Source organism: Methylobacterium fujisawaense (genome assembly GCF_014138435.1).
Classification (GTDB): Bacteria; Pseudomonadota; Alphaproteobacteria; order Rhizobiales; family Beijerinckiaceae; genus Methylobacterium; species Methylobacterium fujisawaense.
Genome location: NZ_JACJIM010000010.1, coordinates 159,572 through 177,995, shown reverse-complemented (window position 1 = coordinate 177,995; position 18,424 = coordinate 159,572). Strand labels below are relative to the sequence as shown.

General features: G+C 69.9%; 18 protein-coding genes. 14 read left to right on the top strand and 4 right to left on the bottom strand.

The window, feature by feature from the left end; all coding sequences use genetic code 11:
* Positions 1-34 precede the first annotated feature (34 nt).
* The 5 genes from GGQ91_RS25900 to GGQ91_RS25880 all read left to right on the top strand — a co-directional run bounded on the left by GGQ91_RS25900 (position 35) and on the right by GGQ91_RS25880 (position 4,913).
* The gene (locus GGQ91_RS25900) at positions 35-1,156 is read left to right on the top strand and encodes a branched-chain amino acid ABC transporter substrate-binding protein (protein WP_043348612.1); all 1,122 of its coding nucleotides are present in this window, start codon (positions 35-37) and stop codon (positions 1,154-1,156) included.
* Between the two features lie 391 nt (positions 1,157-1,547).
* Positions 1,548-2,471, top strand: coding sequence for an amino acid ABC transporter substrate-binding protein (locus tag GGQ91_RS25895; protein WP_043384931.1), 924 nt, complete (start codon positions 1,548-1,550; stop codon positions 2,469-2,471).
* A gap of 89 nt (positions 2,472-2,560) precedes the next feature.
* Complete coding sequence (locus GGQ91_RS25890) at positions 2,561-3,283, top strand: amino acid ABC transporter permease (RefSeq protein WP_043348617.1); 723 nt, start codon at positions 2,561-2,563, stop codon at positions 3,281-3,283.
* Between the two features lie 56 nt (positions 3,284-3,339).
* Positions 3,340-4,032, top strand: a complete 693-nt coding sequence (locus GGQ91_RS25885; protein WP_043384934.1) for an amino acid ABC transporter permease — start codon at positions 3,340-3,342, stop codon at positions 4,030-4,032.
* A gap of 152 nt (positions 4,033-4,184) precedes the next feature.
* Positions 4,185-4,913 carry an amino acid ABC transporter ATP-binding protein gene (locus GGQ91_RS25880; protein ID WP_043385028.1) on the top strand — a complete coding sequence of 243 codons (729 nt, stop codon included), beginning with the start codon at positions 4,185-4,187 and terminating at the stop codon, positions 4,911-4,913.
* An 11-nt stretch (positions 4,914-4,924) separates the two neighbouring features.
* On the opposite strand, the gene GGQ91_RS25875 is transcribed toward GGQ91_RS25880, so the two are convergent.
* A complete protein-coding gene (locus GGQ91_RS25875) occupies positions 4,925-5,944 on the bottom strand; it encodes a gamma carbonic anhydrase family protein (protein WP_043385030.1) in 1,020 nt (339 codons plus the stop codon).
* A gap of 159 nt (positions 5,945-6,103) precedes the next feature.
* On the opposite strand from GGQ91_RS25875, the gene GGQ91_RS25870 reads away from it, so the two are divergent.
* Together GGQ91_RS25870 and GGQ91_RS25865 are read left to right on the top strand one after the other, a co-directional pair.
* Positions 6,104-6,571: a molybdenum cofactor biosynthesis protein MoaE gene (locus tag GGQ91_RS25870; RefSeq protein WP_043757480.1), complete on the top strand. Its 468-nt coding sequence runs from the start codon at positions 6,104-6,106 to the stop codon at positions 6,569-6,571.
* A 507-nt stretch (positions 6,572-7,078) separates the two neighbouring features.
* Positions 7,079-8,224, top strand: coding sequence for an AI-2E family transporter (locus GGQ91_RS25865; RefSeq protein WP_043761155.1), 1,146 nt, complete (start codon positions 7,079-7,081; stop codon positions 8,222-8,224).
* A gap of 570 nt (positions 8,225-8,794) precedes the next feature.
* On the opposite strand, the gene GGQ91_RS25860 is transcribed toward GGQ91_RS25865, so the two are convergent.
* Positions 8,795-9,025 (bottom strand): DUF6894 family protein, encoded by a 231-nt coding sequence (locus tag GGQ91_RS25860; protein WP_075381905.1) that lies wholly within the window; start codon positions 9,023-9,025, stop codon positions 8,795-8,797.
* A 376-nt stretch (positions 9,026-9,401) separates the two neighbouring features.
* Complete coding sequence (locus tag GGQ91_RS25855) at positions 9,402-10,634, bottom strand: amidase (RefSeq protein ID WP_182593157.1); 1,233 nt, start codon at positions 10,632-10,634, stop codon at positions 9,402-9,404.
* Positions 10,635-10,745: 111 nt separating this feature from the next.
* Between GGQ91_RS25855 and GGQ91_RS25850 the strand changes: the two genes are divergently transcribed.
* The 6 genes from GGQ91_RS25850 (at position 10,746) to GGQ91_RS25825 (ending at position 16,018) form a co-directional block, all read left to right on the top strand.
* A complete protein-coding gene (locus GGQ91_RS25850; protein WP_043757487.1) occupies positions 10,746-11,732 on the top strand; it encodes an extensin-like domain-containing protein in 987 nt (328 codons plus the stop codon).
* A gap of 199 nt (positions 11,733-11,931) precedes the next feature.
* Entirely contained in the window at positions 11,932-12,393 is a 462-nt protein-coding gene (locus GGQ91_RS25845) for a hypothetical protein (protein ID WP_043350928.1), read from the top strand.
* A gap of 2 nt (positions 12,394-12,395) precedes the next feature.
* Positions 12,396-13,058 (top strand): ribonuclease T2 family protein, encoded by a 663-nt coding sequence (locus tag GGQ91_RS25840; RefSeq protein ID WP_043350900.1) that lies wholly within the window; start codon positions 12,396-12,398, stop codon positions 13,056-13,058.
* Between the two features lie 66 nt (positions 13,059-13,124).
* Positions 13,125-13,973 carry a 23S rRNA (adenine(2030)-N(6))-methyltransferase RlmJ gene (locus GGQ91_RS25835; RefSeq protein WP_043350901.1) on the top strand — a complete coding sequence of 283 codons (849 nt, stop codon included), beginning with the start codon at positions 13,125-13,127 and terminating at the stop codon, positions 13,971-13,973.
* Positions 13,974-14,195: 222 nt separating this feature from the next.
* Positions 14,196-15,473, top strand: a complete 1,278-nt coding sequence (locus GGQ91_RS25830) for a porin (RefSeq protein WP_182593156.1) — start codon at positions 14,196-14,198, stop codon at positions 15,471-15,473.
* A 266-nt stretch (positions 15,474-15,739) separates the two neighbouring features.
* Positions 15,740-16,018 (top strand): hypothetical protein, encoded by a 279-nt coding sequence (locus tag GGQ91_RS25825; protein ID WP_043757490.1) that lies wholly within the window; start codon positions 15,740-15,742, stop codon positions 16,016-16,018.
* A 43-nt stretch (positions 16,019-16,061) separates the two neighbouring features.
* Here the strand turns inward: GGQ91_RS25825 and GGQ91_RS25820 are convergent, their stop codons facing one another.
* Entirely contained in the window at positions 16,062-16,616 is a 555-nt protein-coding gene (locus tag GGQ91_RS25820) for a GNAT family N-acetyltransferase (RefSeq protein WP_043761157.1), read from the bottom strand.
* 202 nt (positions 16,617-16,818) lie between these two features.
* Between GGQ91_RS25820 and GGQ91_RS25815 the strand changes: the two genes are divergently transcribed.
* Positions 16,819-18,342: a peptidoglycan DD-metalloendopeptidase family protein gene (locus tag GGQ91_RS25815; protein WP_182593155.1), complete on the top strand. Its 1,524-nt coding sequence runs from the start codon at positions 16,819-16,821 to the stop codon at positions 18,340-18,342.
* Positions 18,343-18,424: the final 82 nt, after the last annotated feature.

Below are 18,424 nucleotides of genomic sequence, written 5' to 3'. Positions count from 1 at the left end.
CACGTGCGGTCCTGACACTTAGGGGAAGTACGCGATGAGATCGATTCTGCTGGCCGGGCTCGCCCTCGGCGCGATGGTGGCGGCCGCCCAGGCCGCCGAGGTCAAGCTCGGCGTCGCCGCGCCGATCACCGGCAACAGCGCCGCCATCGGCGCGCAGCTCAAGAACGGCGCGAGCCAGGCGGTCGAGGACCTGAACAAGGCCGGTACCCTCAAGGGCACGACGCTCACCGTCACGGTGGGCGACGACGCCTCCGACCCGAAGCAGGGCGTCTCGGTGGCCAACAAGTTCGCCAGTGAAGGCGTGAAGATGGTCGTCGGCGACTACAATTCCGGCGTGTCGATCCCGGCCTCCGACGTCTACCTCGACGCCGGCATCATCCAGGTCACGCCGGCCTCCACGAACGTGAAGTTCACCGAGCGCGGCATGTGGAACACGTTCCGCACCTGCGGCCGCGACGATCAGCAGGGCGCGGTGGCGGGCAATTACCTGGCCGAGAAGTTCAAGGGCAAGAAGATCGCCTTCGTCCACGACAAGACGCCCTACGGCAAGGGGCTGGCCGACGAGACCCTGAAGGCGCTCAAGGCCAAGGGCGGCAAGGAGGTCATGTACGAGGGCATCAACCCGGGCGAGAAGGACTACTCTGCGCTCGTCTCCAAGCTGAAGTCGGCCAATGTCGACGTGGTCTATTTCGGCGGCTACTACACCGAGGCCGGCCTGATCCTGCGCCAGATGCGCGATCAGGGCCTGAAGGCGCCGATGATGGGCGGCGACGGCATGGTCGACCGCGAACTCGTGGCGATCGCCGGTCCCGCCGCCGAGGGCACGCTGACCACCTTCCCGCCGGACGCCCGCAAGAACCCGAACGCCAAGGCGGCGCTGGCCGCGTTCAAGGCGAAGAACATCGATCCGGAGGGCTACACGCTCTACTCGTACGCGGCCGTGCAGGTCCTGGCCAAGGCGATGGCCGAGACCGGCTCCAGCGACGGCAAGAAGCTGGCCGACTGGCTGCACCAGGGCAAGCCGGTGGACACGGTGGTCGGGCCGATCGCCTACGACAAGAAGGGCGACATCACCCGGCCCGACTACGTCATGTACGAATGGAAGAAGGGGCCGGACGGCAAGATCGACTACAGCGGCAATGAGCTGACGAAGTAAGCCGCGGCCACGAACCGGGTTTCCAGTCCGACGCCGTCTCCCGATACCGCGGGGGGCGGCGTCGTCGTTTTCTATACCGTGGATTCGTCAGCTTTCCGGGCGGATCCGTCCTCCGCACCGCGTGCGTACGCCTAAGAAGTGTGCATGATGCCGCCGGCGCGAGCGTGAGGCCGGCTCAGCGCTTGGGAGGAGGCCATGGGGACGGCAGGGACCGCGTCTGCAGACGTGCGCAGCAGCTTGGCCGCGACGTGTCCGTACTCAGCCGCAGGCCTGCGCGGCACGACAGCCCTTCTCCCGGCACCATCATTGCAAAGGCGTCGCCCGAGCGGGCGGGCCCGCGTACCCCGCCGCCGGCCGACACGATTCGGCCCGATCCAGGAGTTCCGTACCGATGCAGTCTGATATCGCTCGCCGCGGCCTTGCCGCGGCGCTGGGCCTGACCCTCGCCCTTGCTCCGATGAGCCTGCGGGCGGAGGAGCTGACCGGCACCCTCAAGAAGGTGAAGGACGCCAACGCCATCGTCATCGGCTATCGCGATGCCTCCGTCCCGTTCTCCTATCTCGGCGGCGACCAGAAGCCGGTCGGCTACGCCATGGACATCTGCTACAAGATCGCCGACGCCGTGAAGGCCAAGCTCAACCTCCCGAACCTCGAGGTGAAGCTCAACCCGGTGACCTCCGCCACCCGCATCCCGCTGATGGCGAACGGCACGATCGATCTCGAGTGCGGCTCGACGACCAACAACGCCGAGCGCGAGAAGCAGGTGTGGTTCACCAACTCGCACTTCCTGACCGCGACCCGCTACGTCTCGAAGAAGTCGGCCAACCTGCACACGATCGAGGACCTGAAGGGCAAGACCGTCGTGTCGACCTCGGGCACCACGAACATCAAGCAGATCAACGAGGCCAATACGGAGCGCAAGCTCGGCCTGACGATCCTGCCGGCCAAGGACCACGCCGAGGCGTTCCTGATGGTCGAGACCGGCCGCGCCGCCGCCTTCGTGATGGACGACGTGCTGCTCGCCTCGCTCGCCGCCTCCTCGAAGGACCCGTCCGCCTACGAGATCTCCACCGAAGCCCTGTCGAAGCCTGAGCCCTACGGCATCATGCTCCGCAAGGACGACACGGAGTTCAAGAAGGTCGCGGACGACGCCACCGCCAAGCTCTACACGAGCCCCGAGGGCAAGGCGCTCTACGACAAGTGGTTCACGAAGCCGATCCCGCCGCGCAACATCAACCTCAACCTGCCGATGAGCGCGGAGATGAAGAAGCAGTTCACGACCCCGATCTCGAGCCCCGACCCGGCGGCCTACTGAGATCCGTTCGGTTCGCTTTCATGCCATGATGCGCACCGCGGGCTCCCGCCCGCGGTGCGTCTCTATAAGTTCACAGTAGAAGCGGCGCGATGAACTACAACTGGAACTGGCGGATCTTCTTCGACGCCTCGCCGGAGGGCACCGGCACGTATCTCGACATGCTGCTCTCGGGGCTCATGTGGACGATCACGACCGCGCTCTGCTCCTGGGTGATCGCCTTCTTCCTGGGCTCCCTGATCGGCGTGCTGCGGACCCTGCCGTCGAAGACCGCGAACACCGTCGGTACCGCCTACGTGGAATTGTTCCGCAACGTGCCGCTGCTGGTGCAGATGTTCCTCTGGTACTTCGTGCTGCCCGAAGTGGTCCCGACCCGGATCGGCGACGCGATCAAGCAATTGCCCGACGCGCCGTTCTACACGGCGGTGGTGTGCCTCGGCTTCTTCACCGCTTCGCGCGTCGCCGAGCAGGTCCGCGCCGGCATCCAGGCGCTGCCGCGGGGCCAGCGCATGGCCGGCACCGCCATGGGCTTCACGACCTATCAGACCTACCGCTACGTGCTGCTGCCCAACGCCTACCGGATCATCCTGCCGCCGATGACCTCGGAATTCCTCAACAATCTCAAGAACACGTCGGTGGCGCTGACCATCGGCCTGCTGGAACTGACCGCCCGGGCCCGCTCGATGCAGGAATTCTCGTTCCAGGTGTTCGAGGCGTTCACGGCGGCGACGATCCTCTACGTGATCATCAACCTCGTGGTGGTCACGGCGGCGACCTTCCTGGAGAAGGCGGTCGCCATCCCCGGCCAGCGCTGAGGGCCGCTCGCTTCCGTTCCGCCACCCCGCCCGACGGCCACCGGTAACAGGCCCCGATGCTCTCGAATTTCGACTTCTCCGTCATCGTCTCGTCCCTGCCCTACCTGTTCGGGCAGGGCATGGTCTTCACCGTGACGCTCACCGCCATGGCCGCCGTTGGCGGGGTGATCATCGGCACGCTGCTGGCGATGGCGCGCCTGTCGGGCATTCCCGGCCTGTGGCACCTCGCCAAGGGTTATGTCGAGCTGTGCCGCTCGCTCCCGCTGGTGCTGGTGATCTTCTGGTTCTACTTCCTGGTGCCGTATATCGGCGCCTACGTGACGGGGGCCTCGACGCCGATTCAGGTCGGCGCCTTCCCGTCCGCCCTGATCACCTTCATGGCCTTCGAGGCGGCCTACTTCTCGGAGATCATGCGGGCCGGCATCCAATCGATCCCCAAGGGCCAGACGGCGGCCGCCCAGGCCCTCGGGATGAATTACTGGCAGACCATGGGCAACGTGATCCTGCCCCAGGCCTTCCGCAACATGCTGCCGCTGCTGCTGACCCAGACCATCATCCTCTTCCAGGACACGTCGCTGGTCTACGTGCTGTCGCTCACCGACTTCATGGGCGCCGCCTCGAAGGTCGCCCAGCGCGACGGACGCCTCGTCGAGATGTATATCTTCGCGGCGGTGGTTTATTTCGTGATCTGCTTCTCGGCCTCGTTCCTGGTGCGCCGCCTGCAGCGCCGCGTGGCCATCATCCGCTGACCGACACTGGAGACCGTGCCATGACCTCGTCCCCGATGCCGGCTCCCACCGCCGCCGAACCCGTCGCCGATGCCAGCCACGCGCCCAAGGATGCCGGCCTGCAGTCGGGCGGCCTCATCGCCGGCGCGCCCGTCGTCGCGCCCGGCGAGACGATGATCGCCATCGACAACATCAGCAAATGGTACGGCGACTTCCAGGTGCTGACGAACTGCACCACCAAAGTCGCCAAGGGCGAGGTGGTGGTCGTCTGCGGTCCTTCGGGCTCGGGCAAGTCGACCCTGATCAAATGCGTCAACGCCCTGGAGCCCTTCCAGAAGGGCCAGATTACGGTGGCCGGCACCAAGGTCGCCGACAAGGCGACCAATCTGCCCAAGCTCCGCTCGCGGGTCGGCATGGTGTTTCAGCATTTCGAGCTGTTCCCGCACCTGTCGATCACCGACAACCTCACCATCGCCCAGCGCAAGGTGCTCGGCCGCAGCGCCGAGGATGCCAAGAAGCGCGGGCTCGACCTTCTCGCCCGGGTCGGCCTCGGCGCCCACGCGAACAAGTTCCCCGGCCAGCTCTCAGGCGGCCAGCAGCAGCGCGTCGCCATCGCGCGGGCGCTCGCCATGAACCCGGTGGTGATGCTGTTCGACGAGCCGACTTCGGCGCTGGATCCCGAGATGGTCGGCGAGGTGCTCGACGTGATGGTCGAACTTGCCAAGGAAGGCATGACCATGATGGTCGTGACCCACGAGATGGGCTTCGCCCGCAAGGTCGCCGACCGGGTGATCTTCATGGATCGCGGCGAGATCGTCGAGGACGCCAAGAAGGAGGAGTTCTTCGGCAGCCCCCGCTCAGAGCGGGCCCAGACCTTCCTGTCGAAGATCCTGCAACACTGAGTGGGAGCGCTCTACTCCGACGCCTCCTGCGCGGCCCGATATTCCCGCCCGTGCTGGCAATAGCCCTCGACGATGCGGATCATCATGGCGCGTTTCTCGGCGTCGAGGGGGCCCAGGATCCTGGCCGGGCGGCCGCCCCACAGATAACCGGCCTCCAGGATCTGGCCGGGATCCGTGGTGGCGCCCGCCGCCAGCATGACGTCGTCGGCGATCAGGGTTCCTGACGCAATCGTCGCGCCGATGCCGATCAACGAACGTGCCCCGATCCGGCAATCCGAGATCCGGACGTTGTGGGCGATGGTGGTGTCCCGCCCGATCACTACGCCGTCCGCCCGGGTGCGGATGACCGTGTTGTCCTGAATATTGGTATCGGCGCCGACGACGATCGGGCCGACCTCGGCGTTGAGGTCGCAGCAGAACAGCACGCTCGCCCCGGCTCCGAGGCTCACCCGCCCGCGCAGACGGGCGTTGCGCGCCACGAACACGCTGTCGTCGACCTCCGATACTTCCCCGGGCGGGAGAGCGGATCCGTCGCCCATGCGCTCACGCAGCCGCTCGGCGCGCTCGGCGATCTCATCGGCTCCGATCGCTCGGCTCGGACGGGCGGGACTGCCGGCATAGGCGTAGCCGCCGGGCAGCGACGCCCGAGGGAAGACGGTCGAGCCCGCCTCGATCACCGCACCGTCGCCGACCTCGGCGCCGTCGAGGATCACCACGTCGTCCTCGACGACCACGTCGGAGCCGAGCGTACAGGCGTGCACGACGCTGTTGCGCCCGACCGTGACGCGGTCGCCGACCCGGGTGCCGTGCGTCCGGGTGGCGATGTGCACCGTCGAGCGGTGGCCGAGCCAGAAGCGGTCGCCGAGGATGACGGTCTGGCCGTCGGCGCGAATCACCGCCTCGTCGCCGATCCAGGCCTGCGCGCCGATCCGCGCGGCGCCGATCACCGTGCTGCCGCGACCGCACCAGACCGGGCGGCTGACGAAATCCGGGTGCACGCCGTCGTAGGGCAGGATCAGGTCGGGGGTCACGCGGGTATCCTTCTCCAGCGCCGTCCGGAGCACGCGGGCTCATCCGAGGACCGCGCGCCGGGCCGGCAGGGCGCGACGGACCGTCTCATATAGAGGCGGGGCCGGGTGTGACAGGGACGGGACTGGCCCGCAAAGCCGCGGACTCCTATGGATCGGGCCATGAGCGCCCCCGTTCCGAGCATCGCCATCCAGGCCGAGCCCTTCGACACCGCGGCCGAGATCGCCAGCGTGAGTGCGGCGCTGGGCGGCCGGGCGGGCGCCGTCGTCACCTTCACCGGCCTGTGCCGCGACGAGGGCGGGCGGCTGACCGCCCTGGAGCTGGAGCACTACCCCGGCATGGCCGAGGCCGAGATCCGGCGGGTCGCCGACGAGGCGATGGCCCGCTGGCCGCTCCAGGCCCTGCGGGTGATCCACCGCCATGGGCTGGTGCGCCCGGGCGACGGCATCGTGCTGGTGGTGACCGCCGCGAGCCACCGGGTCGCGGCCTTCGCGGCCGCGGATTTCCTGATGGATTACCTCAAGACCCGCGCCCCGTTCTGGAAGCGCGAGCACCTCGCCGACGGCACCACCGGCGGTTGGGTCGAGGCGACGGCTCAGGATGATGCCGCGGCCGGGCGCTGGCGCTGAGGGTCGAGTCCCGGGCCGCGCCGCGCGACACGATCCGCGTCCCGAAGAGGACGAGGTGGCTGGATTGATCGCCGGTATCGATGTCCGGCCCGGGCCGAGGGCGCGGATCCGGCTGGCGCCGCAAGTGCTCCTGCGGGGGCGCCCGATGGGCCGAAGCCTGCGGTCCGGCGGCGCGCGCGGACAACCGGCGGACGGGCATCCCCGCCCCGCAGCCGCCCGCAAAGGCCGGAGAGAGCCGGCGGTTCAGGACATCGCCGTCCCGAACGCCCGCCGCCATCGGGCGGACGCCTGCGTGTCCCCCCTGCCATCCCGGTCCCGCCTTCGGTGCCCGGACTGACGGGAAGGCCGATCGGGGCATCCGTCGCAGTCGGAGGGTCGAACAAGCCGGGGACGTCGCCGGCAAACCCGGACCATCGGTTCGGGCTCGCTTCACCCTGAGAACCCGCGGTCTCGCCCTTGACCCCTGAGGGCCCAGGGCGTTCGTGAACCCGCGGTGCAGGAGTGATGATGTCGGACAGCAAGCTACAGGACTTGGACGGCCCGGTCGGGCCCTGGCGCGGAACGGCGCCGCTCGCAGCCTCCGGGATCGCCGTGGTGTGCTTCGTGGCGGCACTGGCGCTGGCCTGGATGTCCGCCGGCACGCTCCTGCTGATCTTCGCCGGCGTGCTCCTCGGCGTGTTCCTCGACGGCCTGACCCGCGGGCTCGGCCGCATCCTGCCCCTGCCGCGGGCCCTGCGATTGTCCGTCGTCAGCCTCGTGGTGGCGATCGCGGTGGTCGGCTTCGCGAGCTACGGCGGCGCCACCATCGTCCAGCAGGGCCGCGAACTCGGCACCACGATCAAGGATCAGGCGGCCACGGTGTCGGGCTGGCTCTCGGAGCGCGGCATCGACGTGCCGAGCCTCGCCCCGCAGGGCAGCGGCAAGGACGGCTCGACGGATTCGGGCCAGAAGGAGGGCGGCCTCGCCGGCCTCGCCTCCGGCCTGATGAAGGGCAGCGGCTCCTTCGTGTCGGATGCCGGCAGCGTCCTCGGACCGGCCGCGGCGGTGGTCCTGGGCCTGTTCGATGCCCTCGGCAACGTCCTGGTGATCGCCTTTCTGGGCCTCGCCTTCGCGGCCGACCCGAAGGCCTACCGGGACGGGGTCGTCCGGTTCGTGCCTCCGGCGAAGCGCTGGCGCGCCAGCCAGGTCCTCGACGGGGCCGGCGAGACCCTGCGCCACTGGCTGTTCGGCCAGCTGATCATCATGGCGGTGATCTTCCTGTGCACCTGGGCCGGCCTCGCCTTCCTGGGGATCGGCGGTGCGCTGATCCTGGGGCTCCAGGCGGGCGTGCTCGCCTTCGTGCCGACGGTCGGGCCGCTGGTCGCGGGCCTCGTCATCATCCTCGCCGCGCTCGCCTCGGGCACGAAAGCGGTGATCGGCGCGATCGGCGTGTATCTGGCGGTCCAGTGCCTGGAGAGCTACGGTCTGACGCCGTTCATCCAGAAGCGGGCGCTGGACATCCCCCCGGCCACGATCTTCGCCGGCCAGCTGATCCTCGGCGTGATCTTCGGGCTGTGGGGCATCGCCCTCGCCCTGCCCTTGATGGCGGTCATCAAGGTCCTGCTGGAGCAGCTCTACGTGGAGGATACGCTCCACGAGCAGCCGAGCAATTGAGCGGAGGGACTTGCTCCAGGGCTGCCGGCGATCGGATCGCCGCCGCAGAGGGCCTGCCGGCCGAGCTTCCGCGTCGGGGAGCCGGCCCGATCCTCCAGCCTTCCCCGGGAGGGGCCGCCGCACCGCGCATGCCGGGCCTGACCGAAGGACGGCGCGGTTCGAGGGCTTGCCGCCCGCGCGAGGCCGTGCGCGACGGCGCGCCGCTCTCCAGGGGCGGCATCGACGGCCTGCCCGGCGTCCCGAAGGAAAGCGCCGATCAGGCTCCGGCCGCCGCGGTGTCCTCCGGCGATGTCCGACTTTCGGCGGCGCGAAGGCCGAAACCGCGGGTGATCCGAGGGCCGCGACGATGCCGGCCGACACATGCGTCGAGCCGAAACCCGCCAAGACGAAACCCGCCAAGACGAAACCCGCCAAGACGAAACCCGTCAGGTGCGGCGCCGATAAGCGCGCCCCGAGGAAGAGCGTCGCCGGTTCATCGACGCCGCGCGCGGCAGGAGCACGTGAGGACGAAGCCGGGTCCGCTTCCGTGCCGAAGCGGAGCGCGACCTCCGGGTCCTTGAGGGAGCTGGCCTATTGGTCCGTGATGGAGAAGCTGGCCCGCGCGACCATGACCAGTCTGCCCGCCTCGTCATAGGCGTGAGCGGAATATTCATTGACCCCGGTCAGGTCGCCTTCGTCGCGCAGGAGTTCCGTCAGGACTCTGCGCAAGAGCTCGCGGAGCGCGCCGTGGCTCGGGAGCTCGACGCCCTCCTCGTCCATGACCGTGACGTGGTTGGTCGTGCTGATGAAGTAGCGTGCCAAAAGACGCTCCACCATTTGGGCGGGAGCGCGCGTCTTCCGGCCGCTAGCGCCCGGAGAACGTTGCCAGCGATGAGCCGTGTCTAGTGTCGCGTCGGTGAGCTCACAATCACAAATGTACGCTAGGAAACACAACGCGACATTTTGCGCGGCCGTCATCATGGCGGCCAGTGAAGGGCCTCCCTCCCGAGCGGCCGCCCGCGCTGCTTGTCCTGCGCGCCGCCGGCGAACCCGCACGCCCTGAACGCCGCTGGCGCCGGGATCGGGCGAGTCGGCGGCTCTGGATCCCGGGCGCTGCGCGGCCCCGGAACGGCGGACGGGATGGGCACCCGGCGGCGTCGCCCGAGAGCGTGCCGGTGCGGGTCGCCCTGACGGCCGGTCAGCCGCGCAGCGCGGTCTCGATCATCCGGGCCACCGCCAGGGTCCGGCCGTCGTCGCCGAAGCGGCCGATCACCTGGACGCCCACCGGCAGGCTCTGGCCGGGCACCGGCACGTTCACGCAGGGCACGCCCATCAGCGTCCACAGCTGGTTGAAGCGCGGGTCGCCCGTCGAATCCAGGGTCGCGGGTGCGGATCCCGGCGCCGAGAAGGTCAGGATCGCGTCGTAATCGGCGAAGAGGCCCTTCAGCACCCGCCGGGCGTGATGGCCGTGGCGGCGGGCATCGTCGTACTGGGCCGGCTCGATCGCCGCGCCAGCGTCGAGATGCTCGCGGACGCGGGGCGGGAGCGCGTCGGCCTGCGTGTCGTACTCCCAGGCGAGCGCCAGCCGCCCCTCGTAGTTCTGGATGATGCGGTGGCGCTCCCAGGCCTGCGCCAGCTCCGGCGGCAGGGCGAGGTCGCTCACCCGCGCCCCGGCCCGCTCGGCCGCCTGCCGGGCGCGCATCAATGCGGCTTCGGCCTCCGGTTCTGGGGCCTCGGCGAAGTCCTGCCGCACCACGGCGATGCGGGGGGCCGAGCCCGAATCCGCGCCGTCGATCTCCGGGCGTCCGGTGACCAGGGCGAGGGCATGGGCGACGTCCGCGACCCCGGCGGCGAACAGCCCGACCGTGTCGAGGGCCCAGGAATAGGTCTTCACGCCGACCGTGGGGATCAGCCGGAACGACGGCTTCACCGCCGCGCAGCCGCAATAGCTCGCGGGCCGGATCACCGACCCCGCCGTCTGCGTGCCGAGGGCCAGGGGCAGCATCCCGGCGCCCACGGCGGCGGCCGAGCCCGCCGATGAGCCGCCCGGCGTGTGGCCGGGATCGTGCGGGTTGACCGTCTCGGTCGGGTCGCTGCTGGCGAAGGCCGTGGTGGTGGTCTTGGCGAGGGCGACGGCGCCGAGCTGCTTCAGCCGGCTCACCACGGCGGCATCACCCCGGGGCGTCCAGCCCGCGTAGATCGACGAGCCCATCTGGCTCGGCAGGCCGGCGCTGTCGATGATGTCCTTCACGCCCACCGCGATGCCGGCGAGCGGCCCGGTCTCCGGGATCGCCGGCGCCGGGTCGAGGGTGACCAGCGCGTGCAGGTCCGGCTCCCGCGCGGCGATCGCGGCGCGGCACAGATCGATCGCCCCCGCGGGGGTCAGGGTGCCGGCGGCGATGCGGGCGCGGAGTTCGAGAAGTGAAAGCATAATGCATTCAGTCTGCGGTCCGCGGCGCTGTCAACCGAGACGCCACAGGTCGCGTCATTCCCGAAACGCCGTTGACGAACGCTTTACGCGACCGTGCGCATCGTCCGGGTCATGTGGCGTGGCGTATCCCTGTTCTCGGCTCTGGCGCTGTTCGGCGCGGGCCTCACCGCGTGCTCGATCAATCATTTCGAGCGGCGCGAACCGTGGCGCGATCAGGCGGAGCAGGTCTGCCTGGCCAAGAAGCTCGTCGAGCCCTCGGAGTTCATCACGCCGATCGCGGCCATGGACGGCCCGGGGCCGTGCGGCATGCAGCAGCCCTTCCGGGTGACGCGGCTCGGCGGCGGCTCCGTCCTGCTGAAGCAGCGGATGACCCTGGGCTGCCCGGCGCTGGCCGAGGCCGAGGCGTGGCTCGCCGACACGATCCAGCCGGCCGCCAACCTCTATTTCGGCGTGCCGGTGGCCGAGATCAACGCGGGTTCCTATTCCTGCCGCGGCCGCAACAACCAGCCCGGCGCCAAGCTCTCCGAGCACGGTTTCGGCAACGCCATCGACGTCATGTCGATCAAGCTCGCCGACGGCCACGTGATCACCGTGAAGGGCGGCTGGCGCGGCACGGAGGCCGAGCAGGGCTTCCTGCGCGAGATCTTCCTCGGCGCCTGCCAGCGCTTCACCACGGTGCTGGCCCCCGGCTCGAACGTGTTCCACTACGACCACATCCACGTCGATCTCGCCCGGCACGACCCGCGCGGTCTGAGGCGGATCTGCCAGCCGATGATCAAGTTCACGCCGCAGCTCGGCACCGGCGTCGAGCGGCCGCTGAGCCGTCCGGTCCCGCCGCAGCGCCAGCCTGCCGCCCCGCAGGCGCCGGTGGATGTGGAGCAGGACGATCCCTACGGCGTGTCGCCGATGTCGAAGGCCGGCGGCGCGACGCAGGTCGCCAGGGCGCCGGCCCGCCCGACCGCGGCATCGGCCTACACCGCCGCGCCGCCGGTGCGGCCGGCGCCACGGATCGCTGCGGCCGCCCCCGAGGAGCCCGCGCAGGACTACGACGAGCCGCTGCAGCTCGGCGCGCCACCGAGCACGGGGCCGATCTACTGACCGGGCGACGCCGGAACGCGGGTTGACGGGATCGGGCCGCGGGGGCCGGTCCCGCTCCGGGGGGCATCGGCCGGCGAGTGTAGCGGCCGCGCCGCACAGGCCGCCAAAGCACCGGCGCGGGGCCGCCGGAGCTTGACTGGCGGCGCGGCCGGGCCATCGTTCGCGGATGCAGGATCGCACATCCGTCGAGGCACGCGCCATGCGCCCGCTCTTTCACGGCTTCGCCCTCGGGCTGGCCCTTCTCGCCCTGGCCCAGCCAGCGCTGGCCCGCTCGGCCCGGGAGGACATCGAGCCCGCCGAGGAGCGGATCTTCCCCTTCGACGCGCAGATCCCCGGCTGCCAGGACCCGTCGGTGCTGGAGCGGGTCTCGACCAACTTCGCCGAGAAGGAGGCGAAGTTCTGGAATTCGTCGATGACGATCCTGTCCTTCGACACGATCGAGCGCACCGCCTGGCGGCCCTGGGGCCTCGACACCTATCCCCGCCGCTTCTGCACCGCGACCATCACCACGTCGGACGGCGTCCGCCGCAAGGTCGACTACTCGGTGCGCGAGAGCCTCGGGATCATCGGGGCGACCTGGGGCGTCGAGTTTTGCGTCCACGGGCTCGACCGGGACCTCGCCTACGCCTACGCCACCGCCTGCCGGATGGCGCGTCCCTGACCATGCGCAGGCTCGCCGCCGGCCTCGCGGGCCTGCTCCTCGCCGGGCCGGCCGCCGCCCAGGATTACGGCGGCTTCGCCCGTGGCGGCACGCCCGGCGCGTTCGACTTCTACGTCCTCGCACTGTCGTGGTCGCCGACCTACTGCGCGGGGCCGGGCGCACGCCGGGACGACGTCCAGTGCGCCCCCGGTCGCGGCCTCGGCTTCGTCGTCCACGGCCTATGGCCGCAATATGCCCGCGGCTATCCGGAGAACTGCTCGGCGGTGAACCGCGCGCCCACCCGGCAGGCCATGGAGGTGGCCGGGCAGGTCTATCCAAGCGAGGGGCTCGCCCGGTACGAGTGGCGCAAGCACGGCACCTGCTCGGGCCTCGACCCCGCCGCCTATTTCGCGGCCGCCCGCACGGCGCGGCAGGCGGTGACGATCCCCGACGGCCTGACGGGCGGCTCCCCGCCGCAATCCCTCGCCCCCATCGAGATCGCGCGGCAATTCGTGGCGGCCAATCGCGGCCTGCGCCCCGACATGATGGCGGTCACCTGCACCCGCGGGCAACTGCAGGAGGTCCGGATCTGCTTCGGCAAGGACCTGCGCGGCTTCGCCCCCTGCCCCGAGGTCGCCCGCGGCAATTGCCGGGCGCCCGAGGTGCGTCTCGACGCCGCCCGCTAGGTTTTTTCGGCGTTTTGCGCGCCGGGCGCTGGACCTGAGGCGCCGGATCGGCTTGAGCGCGCGGCCATGAACTATCGGCACGCCTTCCACGCCGGCAACCACGCCGACGTCCTCAAGCACCTCGTTCTGGCGCGGGTGCTCGACCACCTCCGGCTCAAGGACAAGCCGTTCCGGGCGCTGGACGCCTTCGCGGGACTCGGCGTCTACGATCTCGAGGCCGACGAGGCGGCCCGCACCGGCGAGTGGCGGGAGGGGTGGGGCCGGATGGCCGCGCCCTTCGCGCCGGATGTCGAGGCGCTGCTTGCGCCTTACCGGGCCGCGGTGGCCGCGGTGCAGGCGCGCGACGGCGCCACCGCCTATCCCGGCTCGCCCGCCCTGATCCGCGAGGCGCTGCGCCCCGGCGACAAGGGCGTGTTCGTGGAACTCCATCCGGCGGATGCCGCCACGCTGCAGGACCGCTACGCCCGCGATCCCCGCACCAAGGTGATGAGCCTCGACGGCTGGACTGCGATCAACGCCCAGATCCCGCCGCCGGAGCGGCGCGGCCTCGTGCTGATCGATCCGCCCTACGAGGTGCCCGGCGAGATCGAGCGCCTCGGCGCCCACCTCGCCCGGGCGGTGGCGAAATGGCCCACCGGGGTGTTCCTGGCCTGGTATCCGATCAAGGACACCGAGGCCCTCGACCGGATGGTCCGCGACCTCGATGCCGCCCTGCCCCGCCCGGCCCTGCGGCTCGATCTCCTGATCGAGCGGCCGGGCGACCCGACGCGGCTCACCGGGAGCGGCCTGATCGTGGTCAACCCGCCGTGGCGCCTCGCCGAGGAGGCGATGCTGTTCCTGCCGGCCCTGGCCGAACGGCTGGCCCGGCATGAGTTCGGAGGATTTCGCTGCGATCCGATCGGTCCCGCGGCCTGACACGGTAGACTTGGGCCGTGCCGGGAAAGCTGTTCCGGACGCCCGCAAAGGAAAACGCCGGTCCGCCCGGACGATTGTGGCGGCAAAGTCACATTTCCGCGTCGAACGTGTTCAGCGATAGGGATCTGCCCAAAAAATATGCAACTGCTCTATGTTTGATTTTGTGTCATTCGCAGCGCGATGTCAGCTTGGCCGTAGACGAATCCGAACGAGCTCCGAACCATGCTGAAGCGATCCGCCCTGGCCGGCCTGGCCACCGTGCTGCTGTCCTCGACCAGCATCCTCGCGGCCGATCTGTCGGCCCCGGCGCCGGTTCCCGTCGCGCCCCCCGCCGAGCCGTGCAAGGCCACGCTGATCGGTCCGGCCTATAGCGGCGTGATCAAGGCCAACCCGAATCCGAGCTGCTTCTCCGCGGGTCCGCTCGGGGACCTCTACGTGGGCGGCGCCATCACCGGCTACGGCTACACGCAGTCGAACCCGTTCGCCTCGTTCTCGACCCCGGCGGCGCCCAACGACCGCGACCGGTCGGCCCGGTTCGACTTCTCGAACGTGCAGGGCATCATCCAGAAGCCCGAGGGCGCGTTCCAGTTCTACATCCAGGCCGGCGGCTACTCGATCCCGCAGCTCGGCTTCCCCACGCTCGGCACCTTCACCCAGACCGATCTCCTGTTCGGCCCGGTCCCGGTCGCCTTCGGCAAGATCCAGATCAACGATGAATGGTCGGTCCAGGGCGGCCGGATGTTCACCCTGATCGGCACCGAGCTGCTGTTCACCTACCAGAACCTGAACATCAACCGCGGCCTCCTGTTCGTGCAGGAGAACTTCATCAACCAGGGCGTGCAGGTCAATTACAGCAGCGGCCCGCTCTCGGTGTCCCTCGCGGGCACGGACGGCTTCTTCTCCAACGAGATCACGTGGTTCACCGGCAACGTCGCCTACAAGCTCGACGACTACAACACGATCGGCGTCAACGGCGGCCTGAACGTCGGCCGGACCAACGCCCTCGACCGCAGCCCGCGCTACCAGTTCGCGACGCCGAACCTCCAGCAGAACAGCGGCATCTTCAACATCAACTACACCTACGCGAACGGCCCGTGGATCATCTCGCCGTACTTCCAGTTCACCAATGTCGAGCGGGACCTGCGCGTCGGCATCGCCAACTCGGCGTCGACCTACGGCGGCGCGCTGCTGGCGGCCTACTCGTTCACCGATAATTTCTCCCTGGCCGGCCGCGTCGAGTACACCGAGCAGACCGGCGTCCGCGGATCCGGCGGGACCAACCTGCTGGGCTTCGGTGCGGGCAGCAACGCCTTCTCGGTCACCGTCACGCCGACCTTCACCTTCGACCGGTACTTCTTCCGGGTGGAATACGCCCACGTCGAACTCGGCGGGATCACCCGTGGCAACCTCGCGGAGGGGACGCTCGGCACCGGCTTCGGCCGCACCGGCAACAACACCTCCCAGGACCGCTACATGGTCGAGACCGGCATCACCTTCTGATCGGATGACCCGGACCGGTTCACGGAACCGGTCGCCAGCAAGCCCCCGGCCTCAGGTCCGGGGGCTTTTTGTTGTCTGCTGAAATTGAAGGTGTTGTGGCAAATCGATTGCGACATTTGTAGTAATCGACTTCGTATATCGTCGTATTGTTGTGACGATATGTGCTCGATGAGCCGCCGATCTTGCGGTCGTCTGAACGAGACTTGCGCCGGTGCTGGGCCGGTCCGTATAAAGACCCTGGGACTCGACCGACGGGGGCGTTTCGGATGGCTTCGATCGAGGCGCTCGCGGCGACGCTCTGGAGCCTGGCCGCACTGGGCATGACGCCGAAGGCGCTGCGCGTCGCCGTCCGCGAGACGCATCCCGACGCGTCCAGGAAGGATGTGGTGCGGGCGGCCTTCTACGCCCTGGTCGCGGTGCAGCCCCGGGACGGGGGCGGGCTGAACGAACTGCACAGCTTCGCCCTGGCGGAGCGCTCGCCGGACGACGAGGCGCCCTTCGCGCTCGGCCCGCGGCGCACGAAGGTGCGGCGGCGTGGAGCCTGAGACCTGAGACCAGCGGTCGGGGTCCGCCCGCCGGCCATGGGGCTCAATCCCGTCTGAGCAGGCGGCGGCCCGGGCGGTGCCCCTCCTCGCCGGTGTCGCGAAAACCCAGCTTCTGCAGCAGGCCCCAGGACGCGACGTTGGCCGGGCGGCATTCCGCCACCACGAGGCGCGCCGGGAAGCGCGCGCCGAGAAGGCCGAGGATCGCCGATACGGCCTCGTAGGCGAAGCCGCGCCCGCGGGCGGCGCCCCCGATCCAGTATCCGATCTCGATCGTGCCGGTGCCGCGCAGATGCGTCCCGACCACCCCAACCAGGTCGCGTCCCGCCGGATCGGGGGCGACACCGGGATCGTCGCCGCCGCGGGTCCAGGCCCCGAGGAAGCAGTCCCGGCCCCGCCGGCCGCTGCGAATCAGATCCTCGGCATCCTGGAGCGTGAAGGGGGTCGGCAGGAAGTCCACCGCGGCGGTGATCGCCGGATCGTCGGTGAGCCGGCGCAGGGCCGCTGCGTCCGCGGGCTGAAGGGCGGCGACCGAGAGGCGCGCGGTCTCAATCGCCGGCAGATCGGCCAAGCTGTCGCGCGCGCCGCGGATGGTAAACATGTCCACGATGTGGGGAGCCGCCCAGGTAGGAAAAGGGACGGTCTCGCCCCTGGGTTTCATCCCCGGCACGGCGCGAAACCCTGCGCGAAACCCTGCGCGCTCCTTCGCTTCTGGGTCGCAGGTATGCGGAACGGGAACGGTTGCTTAACCTGAATCCGTCTTCATTGGGGCATCAGGTTGCGTCAGGCAAACGGGTGTGTCGATGCGGGTGCGCGGTACGGGTCAGATGTTGCGGACGCTGTCGCGCGTCGCGCTCATCGGCATGATCGGCGGGGCGGCCGCCGCCTGTTCCTCGGACGCATCGCGGCTGGGCAACCCATTCTCGAATCCGTTCGAGTCGGAGCCTTCCGCCACCGGCAGCCTGCCGGACGGATCCCTGAAGTCGGTGCCGCCGGTCCGGACCGGCCGCATCCAATCGGAGGCGCTGAGCGCGCCCGGCGCCGCGCGTCCGGCCGCCGCCGCGAGTCCGGCCCAGACCCCTGCTGCCGCCCCCGCGACCCGAGTCGCCTCCACCGGCGGCGTCGGCTGGAGCGCCGAGGGCGGCACGCAGATCACCGTCTCGCGCAACGACAGCCTGAACCAGATGTCCACCCGCTTCGGCGTGCCCGCTTCGGCGATCCTGGCCGCCAATGGCCTGAGCAACGCGAGCCAGATCACGCCCGGTCGTCAGATCGTGATCCCGGTCTACAACGCCTCCGGGCTGAACCCCGCCGCGGCCCCGATGTCCGCCCGGCCCGCCCGGGCTGCCGAGGAGAAGCGCGAGGACGCCAAGCAGGTCGAGAACAAGATCGCCGCGAAGCGCGAGGAGGCCAAGGAGGCCGCCCAGAAGCTCGCCGAGGCGAAGGCCGCCAAGGAGGCGGCGCAGAAGGCCGCCGCCGCCGAGAAGGAGGCGGAGCGCAAGGAGGCGCTCGCCCGCGACGCCGCCGCCCGCAAGGTCGCCGACGCCAAGACCCGCAAGGACGCCACCGCGAAGGACGGCGAGAAGCCGAAGCACGTGCGTCCCGGACAGGTCGCCAAGGCCGAGGAGAAGAAGGCCGACGACAAGAAGGCGGATCCGAAGCTCGAGGCGAAGGCGAAGGCCGAAGCCAAGGCCCAGGAAGCCCGCGCCGAGGCGAAGGCCGCCGCGAAGGCGGAGGCCGCCCAGAAGCTCGCCGAGGCGAAGGCCGCCAAGGAAGCCTCCAAGGAGGCGGCCAAGCAGGCCACCAAGGAGGCCGCCAAGGAGGCCGCCAAGGAGGCGGCGCAGAAGCCCGCCGCCGCCGAGAAGGTCGCCGCCAAGGAGACGCCGAAGCCGGTGGCCGCCGCGGCTCCTGCCCAGGCCAAGTCCGAGCCCGCCGCCACCGGCTCCGTGGCCGAGGCGACGGAGAACTTCCGCTGGCCCGCCAAGGGCCGGGTGATCTCCGGCTATGGCAGCTCCGGCAACGAGGGCATCAACATCGCCGTCCCGGAGGGCACCCCCGTCAAGGCCGCCGAAGAGGGCACGGTCGCCTATGCCGGCTCCGACGTGAAGGGCTACGGCAAGCTGGTCCTCGTGCGTCACGCCAACGGCTACGTCTCGGCCTACGCCCATAACGGCGAGATCGACGTGAAGCCCGGCGAGAAGGTCAAGCGCGGTCAGACCATCGCGAAGTCCGGCGCGTCGGGCAACGTGACCTCGCCGCAGCTCCATTTCGAGATCCGCAAGGGCGGCGCGCCCGTGGATCCCATGTCCCAGCTCGCCAGCAACTGAGCCGACCGGCAAGACGGCGGCACGCGGCGGCGGTCCCGGACGGGGCCGCCGTTTCGCGTTGCGGACCGACGGTCAGGCCGCG

Coding starts and splice junctions, on each gene's coding strand:
- GGQ91_RS25900 (WP_043348612.1), top strand. CDS start 35: ATGAGATCGATTCTGCTGGCCGGGCTCGCCCTCGGCGCGATGGTGGCG.
- GGQ91_RS25895 (WP_043384931.1), top strand. CDS start 1,548: ATGCAGTCTGATATCGCTCGCCGCGGCCTTGCCGCGGCGCTGGGCCTG.
- GGQ91_RS25890 (WP_043348617.1), top strand. CDS start 2,561: ATGAACTACAACTGGAACTGGCGGATCTTCTTCGACGCCTCGCCGGAG.
- GGQ91_RS25885 (WP_043384934.1), top strand. CDS start 3,340: ATGCTCTCGAATTTCGACTTCTCCGTCATCGTCTCGTCCCTGCCCTAC.
- GGQ91_RS25880 (WP_043385028.1), top strand. CDS start 4,185: ATGATCGCCATCGACAACATCAGCAAATGGTACGGCGACTTCCAGGTG.
- GGQ91_RS25870 (WP_043757480.1), top strand. CDS start 6,104: ATGAGCGCCCCCGTTCCGAGCATCGCCATCCAGGCCGAGCCCTTCGAC.
- GGQ91_RS25865 (WP_043761155.1), top strand. CDS start 7,079: ATGTCGGACAGCAAGCTACAGGACTTGGACGGCCCGGTCGGGCCCTGG.
- GGQ91_RS25855 (WP_182593157.1), bottom strand. CDS start 10,634: ATGCTTTCACTTCTCGAACTCCGCGCCCGCATCGCCGCCGGCACCCTG.
- GGQ91_RS25850 (WP_043757487.1), top strand. CDS start 10,746: ATGTGGCGTGGCGTATCCCTGTTCTCGGCTCTGGCGCTGTTCGGCGCG.
- GGQ91_RS25845 (WP_043350928.1), top strand. CDS start 11,932: ATGCGCCCGCTCTTTCACGGCTTCGCCCTCGGGCTGGCCCTTCTCGCC.
- GGQ91_RS25840 (WP_043350900.1), top strand. CDS start 12,396: ATGCGCAGGCTCGCCGCCGGCCTCGCGGGCCTGCTCCTCGCCGGGCCG.
- GGQ91_RS25835 (WP_043350901.1), top strand. CDS start 13,125: ATGAACTATCGGCACGCCTTCCACGCCGGCAACCACGCCGACGTCCTC.
- GGQ91_RS25830 (WP_182593156.1), top strand. CDS start 14,196: ATGCTGAAGCGATCCGCCCTGGCCGGCCTGGCCACCGTGCTGCTGTCC.
- GGQ91_RS25825 (WP_043757490.1), top strand. CDS start 15,740: ATGGCTTCGATCGAGGCGCTCGCGGCGACGCTCTGGAGCCTGGCCGCA.
- GGQ91_RS25820 (WP_043761157.1), bottom strand. CDS start 16,616: ATGTTTACCATCCGCGGCGCGCGCGACAGCTTGGCCGATCTGCCGGCG.
- GGQ91_RS25815 (WP_182593155.1), top strand. CDS start 16,819: ATGCGGGTGCGCGGTACGGGTCAGATGTTGCGGACGCTGTCGCGCGTC.